Below are 16,186 nucleotides of genomic sequence, written 5' to 3'. Positions count from 1 at the left end.
GGCCGCCTTGCTGTGTTTCACCCGTCGGGTGTCTGACATTGATACCCGACGTCAGGGCCGGCGGCCTCGCTTCAGGCCGCCTCCAGCAGGCGCAGGAAGGCCCGGGCGGCGTCGGCGTCGCTGATGCTCCCCAGCCCCTCGCTCACCTGCAGCTCCGTGGACACGACGCCGGGCACACGCGTCTGTCCGAAGCCTCCCGCCACCCAGACGCGGTCCTCGCGCGCGATGCGGTCGCGCTGGCGGTTGTAGGCCTGCGGTGAGCCGCGCAGGAACACGTGGAACATGTTCGTCTGCACCGGCTGCGGCAGCACGGTGACGCGCGAGTCCGCCGCCAGGAGCGCGGTGAGTACCTTGGCGCGCTTCACGTAGCCGGGGATGGCGGCCAGCGCCGCGTCGAGGCGCATGGCGGCGGAGGCCACCAGCGGGGCCAGGTGGTACAGGTTGCCGCCGTGCCGGTGGCGCCATACGCGCGACTCCTTGATGAAGTCGCGGCTGCCCACCAGCATGGCGCCACCGATGCCGCCCACCATCTTGTAGAAGGACACGTAGACGGAGTCGAAGCCCTTGCAGATGTCCGCGTAGGGGCGGCCGTAGAAGGGCTGGCTCTCCCACAGCCGCGCGCCGTCCATGTGCAGCTTCACCTTCTTGTCGCGGCAGGTGCGCTTGAGCTCCTGGAGCTGCTCCCACGTCTGGAGCTGCCCGCCCAGCCAGCGCACCGGCAGCTCCACGCTGACGCTGCCCAGCACGTCGCGGGAGTTGGCCACGTCCTCCGCCAGCAGCGGGCGCGTCCACGGGCCCAGGTACACGGCGCGCAGCTGGTGCAGCACGGAGTACGCGTCGTCCTCGTGCAGCACGTGGTGCGACGACGGGTGCACGCCCACGGTGCGCACGCTGCTTGCGTCCGCGTAGATGCGCAGCGCGATGAGCTGCGCCATGGTGCCCGTGGGCATGAAGCACGCGTCCTCGAAGCCCAGCAGGTCCGCGACCTTCTTCTCGAAGGCCTGCACGAAGTCGCCGTTGCCGTAGACATCGCTGGACAGCTTCTGGCGCTGCATCCACTCGCCAATGCGCGCGTACTCCGCGCCATCGTCGGACGAGGAGCGCACCGGCAGGGACGCGGTGCAGCCCTGCCGCAGCTGTTCGTACTCCGCCTGCGAACCCGCCGCCGCGCCCGCCTTCGGGGCCGCGACGCCCGCATCCGACGCGGGGACTCCGGCGAGCCCCGGCGACTTCACGGTGCGCAGGGAGGGCGTGCCTCCGTCCGGAGCCGCGTCGGCCCGTCCGGGGAACAGCGTGGAGCCCGCGAGCAGGCTGGTGAGTCCGAGGAACTCCGCCCGGCTGAAGCGACTGTCCTTCATGTGCCCTTCCCTCCCGCTTCCGTTGGCTACAACCAACTGGCGCTCGTGCGCCCCATTCCCGCCAGGGCCCGCTCCGCGGCCTGCACGCCGAACCAGTTGGCCTCCTCGAAGAGGGCCATGCCGCCCAGGTCCGTGTGCGCGAAGTGCAGGTGCCGCCCCAGGCTCTGCTGCGCGGCGCGGCGCGCGTCACCCCAGAGGAAGCCCGGCTGGGGCCGCACCATGGCGTGGCCCCAGCGCTGCACCTCCAGCCGCTGCGCGAGCGCGCCCACCCCGGGGTGCGCCGGCAACAGGTCCGCCATCACCAGCGCTTCCCAGTCCCCGTACGTCGCGGAGAGGGCCTGATTGCGCTCCGCCTTCACGTCCGCGCCGGCCATGGGCAGGTACCAGGTGAGCACCGTGGGCCCGCGCGCGTCCTGGCGCAGCGACTGGTGCGTGGCGACCACGTAGCCCAGGCTCCGGCTCTCGTAGAAGACGTTGTCCCAGGCCAGCGGGAAGCCCCGCGACGCCGGCGGCGCGGACACCGTCAGGTTCGCCACCACCCACGGGCTGTAGACAAAGGCATCCATCCACGCGGGCCGCGCCTCGCGCCAGGGGGCCACCACGTGCGCGGCGACGAAGCGCGGGCACGCCAGCACCACCTGGCGGGCCTGGAAGGCGCGGGGTGCCCCGGTGCGCGCGTCCAGCGCGTGCACGCGGCAGCCGTCCTCGCCCGGCTCCACCGTGTGCACCAGCACCTGCGTCTCCAGCTGGCGCGGGCCCAGCGACGACGCCAGCTGCTTCACCAGCCGGCCGTTGCCCTCGGGCCAGGACAGGAAGCCGTCGCTGCGCTCGCCCTTCCCGTTCTGCCGCGCGGCGAAGTACCAGATGCCCGCCCAGGCGGAGACGTGCTCGGAGGTGGCGCCGTAGTCGTCGCGGCACGCGTAGTCCACGAACCACTTCAGCCGGGGCGAGCGGAAGCCCTCCGCCTCCATCCACCGCGCCATGCTCAGCGCATCCAGCGCGGTCCACTCCGCGTCGTCGCTGGAGAGCGCCCCCGGCACCGCGAACGCCTTGCGCCCCTTCGCGTCGCGCGCGGCGGCGAAGGCATTCATCCGCGCGTCGAAGCGCTCCAGCTCCGCCAGGTCCTCGGCGCTCGCGCCCGCGCGCAGGTACAGCCCCTCGTACCAGTGGCCCTTGTAGAAGACGCGCTCGTCGGGCTCCTGGATGAGCAGCTCCTCCGCGAACGACGGGTGTCCGTCCGCGTCCACGCCGGTGACGGCGTCCATCTCCCGCAGCAGGCGCATCACCGGCCCGCGGTCCTCCAGGGGCGACGGCAGGTAGTGCGCGCCCCACGGGAACGCGGACACGCCGTTGCGCCCGGAGCGCGACGTGCCCCCGGCCTCCGCCTCCAGCTCCACCACGCGCACGTCCTTCACGCCCGCGGCGGACAGACGCCACGCGGCGGACAGCCCGGCCACGCCCGCGCCGACAATCAGCACGTCCACCGGCTCGAACGTCTGCGCGCGCGGCAGCGGCCCGCCGCGCAGCTTGTGGCCGGTGTCCACCGCCCGGTCCACGATGGCGCCGGGCACCAGCGCGCGAGGGGCCGGGTGCCGCGCACAGGCGCTCGCCACGGAGGCGCCCAGGAACGCGGCCACCAGCTCGCGCCGCGTCAGTTCCACCGGCGCCACTCCTCTTCGTAGTAGTGCACCAGCACCTGGTTGTTCAGCCGGTTCACCTCCGCCGGCAGCGGCGCCATGTCCGGAGAGAAGCGCGTGAGCCCCTCCAGCGTGTCCTCGTCCAGGAACGCCAGCCCCTCCGGCAGCGGGCGGTGGCGGGCGGCCGGCTCCTGCGCCACCAGCACGTAGCCCCACTCTCCGAAGGATGGCACCAGCGCGTGGTACGGCTGCGTCCAGAAGCCCGCGGCCTTGAGCGTGGTCTCCACGCACCAGAACGAGCGCCGCGCGAACAGCGGGCTCGTGCTCTGGATGACCGCCACCCCGCCCGGCGCCAGACGCTTCTTCAGGATTTTGTAGAAGCCCGTCGTGTACAGCTTCCCCAGCGCGAAGTTGTTGGGGTCCGGGAAGTCGACAATCACCACGTCCCAGGTGTTGGTGCCTTCCGCCAGGAACTGCATCGCGTCCGTGTTGATGACGCGCATCTTCGGGTGCGTCATGGAGTGTTGGTTGAGCGCCGCCAGCTCCTTGTAGCCCGTGGCGAGCCCCGTGATGGCGGGGTCCAGGTCCACCAGCGTGATGGACTTCACCTCCGGATACTTCAGCACCTCGCGCGCCGCGAGCCCGTCCCCGCCGCCCAGGATGAGCACGTGCTCCACCTTCTGCGCGCGCACCATGACCGGGTGCACCAGGGACTCGTGGTAGCGGTACTCGTCGATGCTGGCGAACTGGAGGTTGCCGTTGAGGAACAGCGAGAAGCCCCGCTTGCCGCGCGTGACGATGATGCGCTGGTAGGGGGAGCTCGTGGCGTGGACGACCTCGTCCGCGTAGAGCTGGTCCTCGTAGAACGTGGTGAGCCGGTCCCCCAGCGCGAAGCACACCAGCAACCCCGCGCACAGCACCACCGCCTTGACGCGCAGGCGCACGGGGTTGGCCAGCACGGGCGCGAGCAGCCACGTGCTCCACAGCCCCACGCCCGCGTTGAGCAGGCCAAAGAGGAGCGACGTGCGCACCAGGCCCAGCTTCGGCACCAGCAAGAGCGGGAACGCCACGCTGGCGGCGAGCGCGCCCAGGTAGTCGAACGTCAGCACCTGGCTGACCAGGTCCTTGAACTTGAGCTGGTCCTGCAGGATGCGCAGCAGGAGGGGAATCTCCAGCCCCACCAGCGTGCCAATGGCCAGCACGCTGCCGTACAGGACGACGGGGAACACGCTGGTGAGCGTGAAGGTGAGGAACAACATCGGCGCGCACAGGCCGCCGACGAGCGCCACGGCCAGCTCCACCTCCACGAAGCGCTGGGCCACCCCGCGCTCCACGAAGCGCGACAGGTAGCTGCCAATGCCCATGGCGAAGAGGTAGCCGCCGATGACGGTGGAGAACTGGGTGATGCTGTCCCCCAGCAGGTAGCTGGCGAGCGTCCCGACGATGAGCTCGTAGATGAGCCCGCACGTCGCGATGACGAGGACGGTGAGGAAGAGCAGCGTCTTGTTCAAAGCGTCACGTCGTTCAGCCGCTGATGGCCGCCGCGATGATGATGGCCAGGCCCAGGATGAAGGAGCCGATGACGATGCCCAGCGAGACGTTCTGGTCGACCTCGATCTCCTTGTGCACGTCGTACGGCAGGATGAGGCGGATGACGTAGAAGCCGGCCACGAACACCACCAGGCCGATGAGCGAATAGATGACGCTCGCCAGCACTCCCTGCAGGGTGACCACCACTCCGAGCAACAGCATCACTTGCCTCCCATGAATCCACCGGTCCACAGCAGCACGCCGCCGGGACCGCGCTTCACATCACCGGTCACCCGTCCGCGCTCCTCGTCACTGAACGGGGCCCAGCCCGTATAGGTGGCCCACGCGTACGCCAGGAGCACCAGTCCGCCCAGGTACCTCATCGTCCACCTCTCGTTCCTACAGGTTGCTTTCCTTCCAGCGTTCGGTCTCGAAGCTGTTGGCGAAGAAGAACGACAGCGCCGGAATCACCAGCAGCAGCACCAGCGCGATGACGAACCAGCTCTCGTTGGGCGTGTCGTGCGTGAGCACGACCTGGTAGCTGACGACGGGCCCCAGCTGAGGGCCCGTGAGCTTCAGGGCCGGGTCGAACGACGTGGTCGTCCGCAGCACGTACCGGCCCTTGGGCACCGACGACAGGAACACGCTGCCGTCCTGGCCGCCCTCGCTCCAGGAGCCGTCGCTGTCGCGCCCGTGGTAGTAGCTGACCTCTTCGTAGAAGCTCACCACGTCCTGCGTGTCCTGGTTCACCAGGTCGCCCTGCACGCCCACCCACGCGTTGTCGATCGCCTGCGACATGGTGACCTGCGCCCGCACGTTGCCGTCCCTCGAAAGCTCGAAGGGCGGGCTGAAGTGCATGGCGTCGGGGGAGCCGGAGGTCGCGCTCCGGGGCAGCGTCACCTGCAGGTCCAGCACCCGCGCGTTGAGCGCGCGCGCGTGGAGCACGGCCGACAGGGCGAACAGGCCCAGCAGCCACACCGCCGACCAGAGCAGCGTCTTCATCATCGCCTCGCGGCGCGTGTTGGGCTGGCTGGGCGCGATGCCCCGGGGCCTGGGTAGCGGCTCCTTCAGCTTGAACGCGTCACGCACCTGCTCCGGCGTGAGGTACTCGCCGTGGGTGTACGTGACCTCGTTGTCGGTGGCGTCCTCGTTCACGGAGTACGGCGGCGCGACGTACTCCGTGGCGCGCGCCTGCTCGCCCTGGAAGACCTTCCAGTAGAACTCGCCCACCACCGCGTCGGTGACGGCGGTGACGGACTGGAAGGCCTTGTAGCGGCGGCGCTCGTAGAACGCGGACACCTGCGGCACGACGCTCGCGTCACCGGCCGCCATGGGCTTGAGGAACACCCAGTGGCCGTTGGACTCCATCAGCCAGGTGAAGCCGCGCGCCGGGTGGTAGAGCAGGTACTCCATCCACGGGTAGCGCGTGCCCTCCACCACGCACGAGCGCTCCTGGTAGCCGATGCAGATCCACTCCGCGCCGTCGAGCGTGCCCTTCTGCCCCAGCGCGAGAGCCGCCGGCAGCTCCGGCTTCTGGAGCAGCTTGAGGAAGGCCAGCTTGCCTTGCGCCACGCTCATCAGCGCGCCGCAGTAGGGGCACGCCACGCGCAGCGTCTGGTCCGGCGCGCGCAATTCCAGCGGGCCGTTGCAGTTGGTGCAGCGCGCCTGTTGGAGCTGCGCCTTGCGCACGCGCGGACGCAGCTCCCCCGGGGGGATGCCCAGCTGGGTGAGCTCCAGCTTCTGCCCCAGGAACACCTCCGGGTCGCGGTCGCGCGTGCCGAAGTCCAGCGTGACGAACAGGCCTCGCGGGCCGGTGGCGTCCACGTAGTAGCTGTCCGCCTCCGGATCCACGTCGCTGGGGAGCTGGCCCTCCGCGGCGACGACGCGCCCGTGGCCGCGCTCCTCCACCACCAGCGGCCGGTTGCGCAGGCGCAGGCGGTCGCCGGGGTGCAGGTCCTGGAGCTGGATGCCCTCCTCCACGCCCGCGTCGGAGAGCAGGTGGAAGGCGCCCTCGGACTCGCTGAGCCAGCCGGTGCGGCCGTCGGACATCTCCACGTACCACTCGTCCCAGGGGCCGGCGCCGTGGTCCTTCTGGAGGTGTCCGACGATTTGATACGCGGTGCCGTTGACGCGGCCCTCCAGGCCCAGGCGCAGCGGAGAGTCGGTCTCCACGATGCGGGCCACCTTGCCGTGGGCCTCCAGCTCCGCGCCCACGCGCGCCACCATCGTCTGGCAGTAGGCGCACACCACGACCTGCGCGGAGCCGACGGAGAACTCCACGCTCGCGCCACACGACGGACACGCCCCCTGCGTCACGCCTCCACCCCTCTCGACAGCTCGCGCACGCGGCAGGACGTGGCGCCCAGGTGCTTCGCCGCCAGCGCGTCGAAGTCCGGACGCGCGCGGGTGCGGCAGCAGTAGACGTTGAGCGCGGCGAAGCCGTGCTCCGGGAAGGTGTGGATGGCCAGGTGGCTTTCGGCCAGGAGCGCCAGGCCGGTGACGCCGCCGGGCTCCGGGAAGACGTGCCACTGCGGCTGGCCCACGACCTTCAGGTCCATCAGCACGACCAGTTCCTCGAAGAGTGCCGCCAGCGCGGCCGCGTCCTTGAGCCGCTCGGGCGCGCAGCCGCTCGCGTCAACCAGCCATTCCTGTCCGGTTGTCACAGGGAAAACCTCCGGGGGTGCAGCCCTCTTTAACACGCTGGAGCCCGGTCGAAAGCCGCTAGGATGCGCGCCCCATGCGCACCCGATTCCTGACCGCTGGACTCCTCTGCCTCGCCCTGACCGCGTGCTCCAAGGACAAGGAGCAGCCTCCGGCCGCGAAGGCCCCTCCCTCCAACTCCCAGGCGGCTCCCCGCACGGTGAGCCTGCAGACGGACGCGGCCTCCGCGACGGGCTTCCAGAAGAAGGCCCTGGAGGGCCAGGACCTCTGGGCCACGATGGAGACGAACCAGGGCACCATCGTGCTCAAGCTCTTCTCCAAGGACGCGCCCAAGACGGTGGCGAACTTCGTGGGCCTGGCCACCGGCGAGCAGCCGTGGATCAACCCCAAGACGGGTGAGCGCGTGGAGGGCAAGCCGCTCTACGACGGCGTCATCTTCCACCGCGTCATCCCCGACTTCATGATCCAGGGCGGCGACCCCACGGGCACCGGCCGGGGCGACCCGGGCTACCGCTTCGGGGACGAGTTCAAGAGCAACCGGGACTTCGACAAGAAGGGCCTCCTGGCCATGGCCAACGCCGGCCCGGGCACCAACGGCAGCCAGTTCTTCATCACCACGTCCACGCCGCAGTTCCTCAAGGGGCGCCACACCATCTTCGGTGAGGTGGTGAAGGGCTACGACGTGGTGGAGAAGATCGCCAACACGCCGCGCAACGCGCAGGACAGGCCGGACACGGACATGGTCATCCAGCACGTCACCATCAGCGACGCGCAGCCGTGAGCCTCCGCCCGCGCCACGTGCGCACGAAGCTGGGAGAGCTGAACTGCCACGTGGTGGACGCCCTCCCGGAGGGCGCGACGCCGGAGCTGGTGGTGGTGTTGAGCCACGGCTTCGGCGCGCCGGGCACGGACCTGGTGGCGCTGGCGCCGGAGCTGATGACTGCCGCGCCCCGGCTGGCGCAGGCCGTGCGCTTCGTCTTCCCGGAAGCGCTGCTGTCCCTGGACGCGCTCGGCATGCCCGGAGGCCGCGCGTGGTTTGAAATCCCCATGGACATCCTGATGGGCCGGGGGCGCGACTGGGCGCAGTACTCCCAGACCGTGCCGCCGGGAGCGCCCGCCGCGCGCCGGGCGCTGATGAGCGTGGTGGCGGCGCTCCAGGTGCCCCTGAATCGCGTCGTGCTGGGAGGCTTCAGCCAGGGCGCGATGATGTCCACGGATGTGGCCCTGCGGCTGGAGGAGTGCCCCGCCGGGCTGTGCCTGCTGTCCGGGGCCATGGTCGCCGGGAAGGAGTGGGAGCCGAAGGCCCGGGCCCGGTCGTCCCTGCCGGTGTTCCAGGGCCACGGCCGTCAGGACCCGGTGCTCCCCTACCCGGAGGGCGAGCGGCTGCGCGCCATGCTGACGGGCGCGGGGCTGACGGTGGAGTTCCTACCTTTCGACGGCGGGCACACCATCGTCACCGAGGAGCTGGAGCAGCTGGCGGCGTTCCTCGTGAAGCGGCTGGACGGGCGCTGACCCACGGGACGGAGGCGCAAGGGTGTATCAGGCGAAGGAGCTGACGGTGTCCACGCGGGGCCGGGGCCTGGTGGACATCACCGGTGAGGTGCAGAAGGCGGTGAAGGGCACGGGCATCCGTGAGGGCCTGTGCACGCTGTTCCTGCACCACACCAGCGCGTCGCTGCTCATCAGCGAGAACGCGGACCCCGTCGTCCAGCGCGACCTGGAGGCGTTCTTCTCCCGGCTGGTGAAGGACGGCGATCCGCTGTTCCAGCACGACGCGGAGGGGCCGGACGACATGCCCGCGCACGTGCGCACGGTGCTGACGCAGGTGTCCCTGAGCGTGCCCGTGAAGGACGGAGAAGCGGACCTGGGCACGTGGCAGGGCGTCTACGTCTGGGAGCACCGCACGTCACCGCACCGCCGCCGCGTCACGGTGTCCGTGCTGGGCGGCTAGAGCCGCCCTCCCCCTGACTGCCCGGAAGCAGTTGATCCGCGAAGCCTCCCCAATTATCTAGTGCGCTATATAATAGCGAACGAGAGAATCCAGTCGTGGAACCGAAAAGCGTCGGCACGCAGCTGTCTTTCGCCCTCTATGGGGCGGCCAACCGGATGGTGCGGTTGCACAAGCCGTTCCTTGAGCCGTTGGGCCTGACGTTCCCCCAGTACCTCGTGGTCCTCGCGCTGCTGGAGGGTGCACCCCTCCCCGTCGGCGAGCTCGGCGCCCGCCTGGACATGGACACGGGCACCATCACGCCGCTGGTCAAGCGGCTCGAGGTGGCGGGGTTCGTCACGCGGAAGCGCGACCCGGCCGACGAGCGCCGGGTGCTGGTGGACCTGACACCCCGGGGACGCGCCCTCGAACCCAAGGTCCGGGGCATCCCAGGGAAGATCAAGACGGCATGCCAGCTGACCGACCGGGGGCTGGACGACCTTCGCCGCACGCTCGAAGCGCTCGCGCACCCGGCAGACGAGTGAAGCCCTCACAACCCGCAGCAGGAGACTCCATCATGAAGATTGGCATCGTCGGCGTTGGACACATCGGGAAGACCCTGGCGCGCAAGCTGGGTGCGGCCGGACATGACGTGAAGGTGGCCAACTCGCGCGGCCCGGAGACCATCGAGGCCGATGCGCTGGCCTCCGGCGCACGCGCGGTCACGGCTGCGGAAGCGGTGACGGACGTGGACGTCGTCATCCTGTCGATTCCCCTGAACCGTCTCCCCGGGATCGCGCCGCTCATCGCCAGCGTTCCTGCCAGGACGGTCGTCATCGACACGTCGAACTACTACCCCGCCCGTGACAGCAAGATCGCCGCCATCGAGGCCGGACAGGTCGAAAGCCTGTGGGTGGCCGAGCTGTTGGGCCGGCCGGTCGTCAAGGCGTGGAACTCCATCGGCTCCGCGTCTTTCGCGACCAAGGGAATGGCACCGGGGAGCCCCGGGCGCATCGCGCTCTCCGTGGCGGCGGACCGGGAAGCGGATCGCAAGGTGGGCATGGCGCTCGTCGAGGACACCGGGTTCGACGCATTCGACGCGGGCACGCTCGCGGAGTCGTGGCGACAGCAGCCTGGCGCGCCGTGCTACTGCACGGACCTCACCCGCGAGCAGCTGCCGACGGCGCTGGCAACAGCCGAGGCGGCGCGCTTGCCCAAGCGGCGCGACCTGATGGTGGCGGCTGTCGTGGAACGGGTCGGAGACGGCACCACGAATCCCGATGCGGAGTATGGGGTCCGCCTCAGTCGCGCCTTGTACATGTAGCCCGTCAACCGCCGGCTAGAGGTCGCGCACGGTGGCGACGACGGGCGCGCTCTTGCGGCGCTTCTTCGGCTCCTCGCGCGCCTGTCCGCGGATGCGCACCCAGGTGCCCGGGTCTTCCGGCGTCGCGTGGGCCATGGACCAGCCGGTGGGCACTTCCGGCGTCGTCCACCCGTAGAGGGCGCGGGCGTCCTTGGGGGCCAGGTTGATGCAGCCGTGGCTCACGGGTTCGCCGAAGCGGTCGTGCCAGTAGGCCGTGTGCAGGGCGAAGTCGCCCTCGAAGAACATGGTCCACGGCACGGTGGCCACGCGGTAGCTGGCGCTGCCCATGCGGCCCGTCATGTCGGCCTCCGCGAACTTCACCCAGATGCGGAAGAGGCCTTCGGGCGTGTCGGTGCCGGGCTTACCGGAGGAGATGAGCGTGGCGTAGACGGGACGGTCGCCCTCGTAGGCGATGAGCGTCTGGGCCTCCAGGTCCACGTCCAGCCAGCGCGCGCCGGGCTCCACGATGGACGGAGACGCCAGTGACCACGCGACGTGCAGGTCGTCGCGCGCCACCCAGTGGTCCTCCGCGATGCGGACCCACTGGCCGTCGGGGGACAGCTCGCGCACGGAGACGAGCGTGCGCGGCGGGAGCACGGTCTCGCGTTCGGCGCGCGCGTCGGGGGCTTTGCGCACCACCACGTCGGTGCGGGGCGCGGTGCGGGACTGGGCCCAGGCGAAGGGCATGGGCAGGGACGCGAGGGCTTCCGCGTCCAGACCGCTGAACTCGGAGGGGCGGTGTTCGCGAAGGACGCGCGCTTCGAAGTACTGGCCGTCGGAGGTGCGCCAGAAGGTGCGCCGGCCGACCTTCACCTGGCCCAGGAGCTTCACGGTGACGGAGCCCTTGAGCAGCACGCCCTGCCGTTTCTTGCGGGCGAGCGCGAGGCTCGGGTAGGCGCGCACGCGGTGGCCGACGACGCGAGCGTAGATGCCGGGCGTGAGCGCGCCCTCCTCCACGCGGGGCAGCGGGCGGACGCGGGGCTCGCGGAAGTTCTGTTCCAGGTAGCGCTCGCAGACCCAGCCGCGGGGCTCGATCTCCACCCATGTCTCGCAGTCCGGTCCGCGCATGGCGCCCTTCCAGCGCACGCGCATGTCCTGGGCCACGGTGCCCAGCGGAGGCGAGTCCTGCCGGGGCTCCGAGCGCACCGCGATGGAGCGGCGCACGCGTAGGGAGCCCGCGTCCGGGGAGTACGGAATGGCGTAGGGCTCCATGCCCGCATCGGCTTCCGTGAGCGGTGCTTCGGCGACGACGTCCTCTTCGCCGTCGACACCCGTGATGGGCGTTGTCGCGGGATCCGTCGGATCGGAGCCCACGGCGACAGCGGACGAACCTGGAGCACTCCCTCCGTCCAGGTCCTGCGCGAGGGTCTCCGTGCCCATCGCGGTGGAGTCATCCGATGCGGAGTCCTCCGCGTCGATCAACGGCTCACCGTCCGGTCCCAGTTCCAGCACGGGGACCTCGGACTCCGTGATGACCTGCGGCTCCTCTTCGCCGGGCAGGGCTTCGGGATCCGCTCCGACAGAGGCGGATTGCGACAGCGAAGGCTCCAGCGACAGCGCGCTGCCCGCGTCCTCCGAAGCCTCCACGACGCCCAGCAGGGCCGGCGCGGTGGCATGCGTGACGCCGCCGTCATCGGCCGGTTCGGGCGCGGTGGCCTGCCATGCGGAGCGCAGCGCCTGCGCGGACTCCGTCGGCGGTGCGGTCTCCGCGTCGGGCACGGGGGCTTGTGCCGTCACGGTGCCCGCATCCACCTGCACGATGGGAACGGGAGGCTCCACCGGAGCGCACGCGAAGAGAATCAGGGGGAGTCCGAGGGGGAACCAGCGGCGGCGCATACAGATCGCAACGCTACGGGTCCCCGCTGACATCCTCAACGTCGGCCCAGGTGCGATCTCCTGCGCGCGCAAGCGCCTGGGTGGGCAGGGCATGCGCCCCGAGCGGCGATTGCCACGAACGGCGGAAAGTGCCCTGCGCGGATCAGCCCCGGCCTTCCGCGGGCGGAATGCCCTCGGGCGCTTCCGGCGTCTCCAGGAGCTTGTAGAGCGTCTTGCGGTCCACGCCCAGCAGGCGTGCGGCCTCGCTCTTGTTCCCGCCGACGTGCTGGAGCACGTGCGCCGCGTACCGCCGCGACAGCTCCGCGAGGCTGGGCAGGTCTCCCGCGAGCCCCGTCAGTCGCTTGGGCGCGTCACCGATGGGCTCCGGGAAGTCCGGCGGCCCCAGCACGCCCGTCACGTTCAGCGCGAGCGCCCGCGCCATCACGTTCTCCAGCTGCCGCACGTTGCCCGGCCAGTCGTACACCGTGAGCCGCGCCATCGCGTCCGCCGTCACCACCGGCCGTACCCCGCCCCTCGCGTGCAGCGACGCGAAGTGCTCCACCAGCGCCGGGATGTCCTCGCGCCGATCACGCAACGGCGGCAGGTGCAGGTGCACCACGTCCAGCCGGTACAGCAGGTCCTCGCGGAACGCCCCTTCCGCCACCCTCGCCTTCAGGTCCTTGTTCGTCGCCGCCAGCACCCGCACCTCCACCTTCACCGGGACGCTCTCGCCCACGCGGCGGATCTCCCCCTCCTGGAGCACGCGCAGCAGCTGCGACTGGACCTTCATCCCCACGTCGCCAATCTCGTCCAGGAACAGCGTGCCGCCGTTGGCCTCCTCGAACAGGCCGCGCCGCGCTCCGGACGCGCCCGTGAAGCTGCCCTTCGCGTGGCCGAACAGCTCGCTCTCCATCAGCGACTCGGTGATGGCGCCGCAGTCCACCGGAATGAACGGCCCCCCTGAACGCGCCGAGCGCTTGTGCAGCGCCCGCGCCACCATCTCCTTGCCCGTGCCCGTCTCACCGGTAATCAGCACCGGCACGTTGCTCGTCGCCGCGCGAGCGACCTGCTTGTAGACCTCCAGCAGCGCCTGGCTGCGGCCCACCAGCGACGTGCGCTCCACCTGCTTGCGCAGCGTGCGGTTCTCCTCCACCAGCCGCTTCTGCTCCAGCGCCCGCTTCGCCACCCGCATGATGGCGTCCACGTCGAACGGCTTGGACAGGTAGTCGAAGGCGCCCAGCTGGATGCTGTCCAGCGCGCCCTCGATGTTGCCGAACGCCGTCACGACAATCACCGGCGAGTCCGGCAGGTTCGACTTCACCAACTGGAGCACCTTCAGGCCATCGCCCGGGTCGGGCATGGCCATGTCCGTGAGGACCAGGTCGAAGGACTGCTCGCCCATCCGCTCCGCCGCGCCCTTGGGGTCCGCCGCCTGCGTCACCGGCCCCAGCACGCCCAGGAGGCGCTGGAGCAGGTCGCGCGCATGCGGATCATCATCGACGACGAGGATTCGGGCTGAGCTCATGAGGCCTTGCGGATGGAGGGGGCGTCGCGCTGCGGCCCGGACTCCACCACAAGCGGAGCCGGAGTGCGCGCCACACGCGCGAACCTCACGCGGATCCGAGTGCCTTTTCCCTCTTCCGAGTGCACCGTGAGCGTGCCGCCGTGCGCCTCCACCACGCGCCGGGTGGTGGCCAGCCCCAGGCCGTGCCCGGGAATGCCCCGCACCTCCGCGGCCCGGAAGAACGGCTGGAACAGCGACGCCTGCGTCGCCGCGCTCATCCCCAGCCCGTTGTCCGTCACCTCCACCACCGCGTCCGTCCCTTCCGTCGCCACCCGCACCTTCACGCGCGGATCCGGCCGCCCCGCCGTGTACTTCACCGCGTTGGACAAGAGGTTGCGCGCCACCACCTGGAGCAGCTGCGCCGGACAGTCCACCAGCACGCCCGGCTCCAGCTCGCGCTCCAGCGACACGCCCAGCGCCGTCGCCGTCTGGCTCACCTCCAGCAGCAGCGTGCTCACCGCCGTGTCCAGCTCCCCCATCGTCCCGTCGCCCCGGGTGCCCGCGCGGCAGAAGCGCAGCAGCGCTTCAATGAGTTCGCCCATGCGCACCGCGCTGGATTCACACTGGGAGATCATCTCCAGCGCGCCCGGGTCCTTCACCGCGCCGGAGCGCCGGATGAGCGTCAGGTAGCCCTTGAGCGGGGACAGGGGGCCCATCAGGTCATGCGCCACGCGCCGGGTGAACGCATCCAGCTCCTGGTTGTGCCGCCCCAGCTCCTCCAGTTGCCCCTGGATGGTGGCGTCCTGGCGCTTGAGCAGGGAGATGATGTGCCAGCCCACCACCATGGACAGCAGGATGGCCAGGAGCGTGGTGACCGCGCCCAGGGCCGTGTTGCGCACCCGCAGCGTGCCCAGCCTGCCCACCAGCACGCGCGCGTCGGACGCGTTCTCCGTGGCCAGCTGTCCCGCCAATTGGTCCACCTCCGCCGCCAGCGGGCGGATGCTCTCCACCAGGTGGCGCCGGGCGCGCTCCGCGTCTCTCTGCCGTGAGAAGACCGCCGCCGCGCGCACCTGATCCGCCAGCCCCTGGCACGCGCCGTTGAAGCGCAGCCAGACCTCCTTCTCGCCGGGCGGCAGGTGGCGCATGTACGCCTCCGAGGACTGGCGGATGCTGCCCAGGATGTCCTCCATCACCGCGTCGGCTTCCTTGCGCTCGGCGTCGCCGCTGGAGCGCACGTGCGCCTCGATGGCGGACTCCAGCGACATCACGTCCACACGGATGCGGCCGATGAGGCTCGCGCGCTCCAGGGCCTCCAGCACCAGCGCTTCCACCTGATGCCCGGTGCGCACCTCCGTCCAGAGCATGAAGCCGGTGACGCCCGACAGCAGCATCACCACGAAGAAGAAACCCGCGCGGTATCCACGGATGGGGGTCCGCGAGTTCATCGCCACGGGCACGCTCCTTGGGTCAACTCAAAGAAGAACCAGAAGGCATCCCGTGGGGACGCCCTCGTGAAACTCACGGCACCGGCGCGTTGGCTTCGGTGGAGGAGGCGCCCGGCAGGGGCGGCTGGGTGCGCCGCCGTGCGCGCTCCAGCGCGGACTCGTACCACACGTCCGACAGCTCCTCGTGCAGCGCCGCCAGCTCACGCTGCCGCGCCAGCAGCTGCGCGTTGTGCTCCTCCAGCGCGTGGCGCTCCGTCTCCAGCCGCGCCAGTTCGTCCGTCGCGGTCGCGCGCGCCTGCTCCGCCTCCGCGCGCGCCTGTTCCGCCTCCGCGCGCTCCTGCGTCAGCTCCTCCAGCGCGGACTCCAGGGCCGCCATCCTCGCCGCCAGGGCCTCGGTGCGCTCACGCTCGGCCTGGTACTCGCGCTGCCAGCGCTCCGTCTCCGACACCTGGGCCTGGAGGCGTTCAGGGGGAATGGTCGCGGCGCATCCCACTCCGAGCCACGCCACACTCCATGCCGCCAGCAGGTGCCGCATACGCCATCTCTCCCGACACCTGGCCGCGCGACATGCACGACGAGGACGACCGGGCTTCATGCTCCATTTCGCGGTCCGGCGCCTGGCGCTCGGAACGAAAGGACGCGGTGCAGCTTGCAGAAGAGCGTGGTTGCCGTCAAAGCAACGTGCGCCTGCCTGGGGAGCTTGCACCCATCGTTTCAATTGCAACTGAGGAGATTCTCCCCATGGCGGATCCGCTCCCACCTGGAGAACCCCGCGAAGTTGCTTGAAACCGTCCCTGGCACGGCGGGTGCTCTAGGGCCCTGGCATCAACCGATGCAATCCCGCGTCGGCGTGTCGTCCCCGGAGCCATCCATGAAGACCGTCATCGTCGCCGCCCTGTTCGCCGCCTCCGCCGCGTTTGCCAACACCCCGGCCCCCGCCGCCGCC

16 protein-coding genes are annotated in these 16,186 nt (G+C 70.6%); 5 read left to right on the top strand and 11 right to left on the bottom strand.

Features of this window, described 5'->3' with window-relative positions:
* Window positions 1-71: 71 nt before the first annotated feature.
* From D7W79_RS10405 to speD, 7 genes are read right to left on the bottom strand one after another with little or no spacing between them, the layout of a single operon-like run.
* Window positions 72-1,358: a threonine aldolase family protein gene (locus D7W79_RS10405; RefSeq protein WP_120525202.1), complete on the bottom strand. Its 1,287-nt coding sequence runs from the start codon at window positions 1,356-1,358 to the stop codon at window positions 72-74.
* 26 nt (window positions 1,359-1,384) lie between these two features.
* Window positions 1,385-3,019, bottom strand: a complete 1,635-nt coding sequence (locus D7W79_RS10400; protein WP_208729685.1) for an FAD-dependent oxidoreductase — start codon at window positions 3,017-3,019, stop codon at window positions 1,385-1,387.
* Window positions 3,010-4,506, bottom strand: a complete 1,497-nt coding sequence (locus D7W79_RS10395; protein WP_120525200.1) for a polyamine aminopropyltransferase — start codon at window positions 4,504-4,506, stop codon at window positions 3,010-3,012. Before D7W79_RS10395 ends, D7W79_RS10400 begins: the two co-directional genes overlap by 10 nt.
* 13 nt (window positions 4,507-4,519) lie before the next feature.
* Window positions 4,520-4,747 carry a DUF350 domain-containing protein gene (locus D7W79_RS10390; RefSeq protein ID WP_120525199.1) on the bottom strand — a complete coding sequence of 76 codons (228 nt, stop codon included), beginning with the start codon at window positions 4,745-4,747 and terminating at the stop codon, window positions 4,520-4,522.
* Window positions 4,747-4,908 carry a hypothetical protein gene (locus D7W79_RS44255; RefSeq protein WP_167497684.1) on the bottom strand — a complete coding sequence of 54 codons (162 nt, stop codon included), beginning with the start codon at window positions 4,906-4,908 and terminating at the stop codon, window positions 4,747-4,749. The genes D7W79_RS10390 and D7W79_RS44255 overlap by 1 nt, the downstream gene beginning before the upstream one ends.
* Window positions 4,909-4,924: 16 nt before the next feature.
* Window positions 4,925-6,841: a DUF4178 domain-containing protein gene (locus tag D7W79_RS10385; RefSeq protein ID WP_120525198.1), complete on the bottom strand. Its 1,917-nt coding sequence runs from the start codon at window positions 6,839-6,841 to the stop codon at window positions 4,925-4,927.
* Window positions 6,838-7,188 (bottom strand): adenosylmethionine decarboxylase, encoded by a 351-nt coding sequence (speD, locus tag D7W79_RS10380; protein WP_120525197.1) that lies wholly within the window; start codon window positions 7,186-7,188, stop codon window positions 6,838-6,840. Before speD ends, D7W79_RS10385 begins: the two co-directional genes overlap by 4 nt.
* Window positions 7,189-7,262: 74 nt before the next feature.
* Between speD and D7W79_RS10375 the strand changes: the two genes are divergently transcribed.
* From D7W79_RS10375 to D7W79_RS10355, 5 genes are all read left to right on the top strand, one after another.
* Window positions 7,263-7,967, top strand: coding sequence for a peptidylprolyl isomerase (locus D7W79_RS10375; RefSeq protein WP_120525196.1), 705 nt, complete (start codon window positions 7,263-7,265; stop codon window positions 7,965-7,967).
* A 17-nt stretch (window positions 7,968-7,984) separates the two neighbouring features.
* Window positions 7,985-8,698, top strand: a complete 714-nt coding sequence (locus D7W79_RS10370; RefSeq protein ID WP_244221696.1) for an alpha/beta hydrolase — start codon at window positions 7,985-7,987, stop codon at window positions 8,696-8,698.
* 22 nt (window positions 8,699-8,720) lie between these two features.
* Window positions 8,721-9,137, top strand: a complete 417-nt coding sequence (locus D7W79_RS10365) for a secondary thiamine-phosphate synthase enzyme YjbQ (protein WP_120525194.1) — start codon at window positions 8,721-8,723, stop codon at window positions 9,135-9,137.
* 95 nt (window positions 9,138-9,232) lie between these two features.
* Window positions 9,233-9,658, top strand: a complete 426-nt coding sequence (locus D7W79_RS10360; RefSeq protein WP_120525193.1) for a MarR family winged helix-turn-helix transcriptional regulator — start codon at window positions 9,233-9,235, stop codon at window positions 9,656-9,658.
* Between the two features lie 32 nt (window positions 9,659-9,690).
* Window positions 9,691-10,437: an NADPH-dependent F420 reductase gene (locus tag D7W79_RS10355; RefSeq protein ID WP_120525192.1), complete on the top strand. Its 747-nt coding sequence runs from the start codon at window positions 9,691-9,693 to the stop codon at window positions 10,435-10,437.
* A gap of 15 nt (window positions 10,438-10,452) precedes the next feature.
* Here the strand turns inward: D7W79_RS10355 and D7W79_RS10350 are convergent, their stop codons facing one another.
* The 4 genes from D7W79_RS10350 to D7W79_RS10335 all read right to left on the bottom strand — a co-directional run bounded on the left by D7W79_RS10350 (window position 10,453) and on the right by D7W79_RS10335 (window position 15,775).
* A complete protein-coding gene (locus D7W79_RS10350) occupies window positions 10,453-12,255 on the bottom strand; it encodes a L,D-transpeptidase family protein (RefSeq protein ID WP_244221695.1) in 1,803 nt (600 codons plus the stop codon).
* Between the two features lie 199 nt (window positions 12,256-12,454).
* Window positions 12,455-13,816 (bottom strand): sigma-54-dependent transcriptional regulator, encoded by a 1,362-nt coding sequence (locus D7W79_RS10345; protein WP_120525190.1) that lies wholly within the window; start codon window positions 13,814-13,816, stop codon window positions 12,455-12,457.
* Window positions 13,813-15,240, bottom strand: coding sequence for a sensor histidine kinase (locus tag D7W79_RS10340; protein ID WP_120525189.1), 1,428 nt, complete (start codon window positions 15,238-15,240; stop codon window positions 13,813-13,815). Before D7W79_RS10340 ends, D7W79_RS10345 begins: the two co-directional genes overlap by 4 nt.
* Before the next feature lie 73 nt (window positions 15,241-15,313).
* Complete coding sequence (locus D7W79_RS10335) at window positions 15,314-15,775, bottom strand: hypothetical protein (RefSeq protein WP_120525188.1); 462 nt, start codon at window positions 15,773-15,775, stop codon at window positions 15,314-15,316.
* Between the last annotated feature and the right edge of the window lie 411 nt (window positions 15,776-16,186).

The organism is Corallococcus exercitus (assembly GCF_003611585.1).
Lineage (GTDB): Bacteria > Myxococcota > Myxococcia > Myxococcales > Myxococcaceae > Corallococcus > Corallococcus exercitus.
Note: the sequence above shows the minus strand (reverse complement) of the source record. Positions and strands in the feature narration are given on the sequence as shown.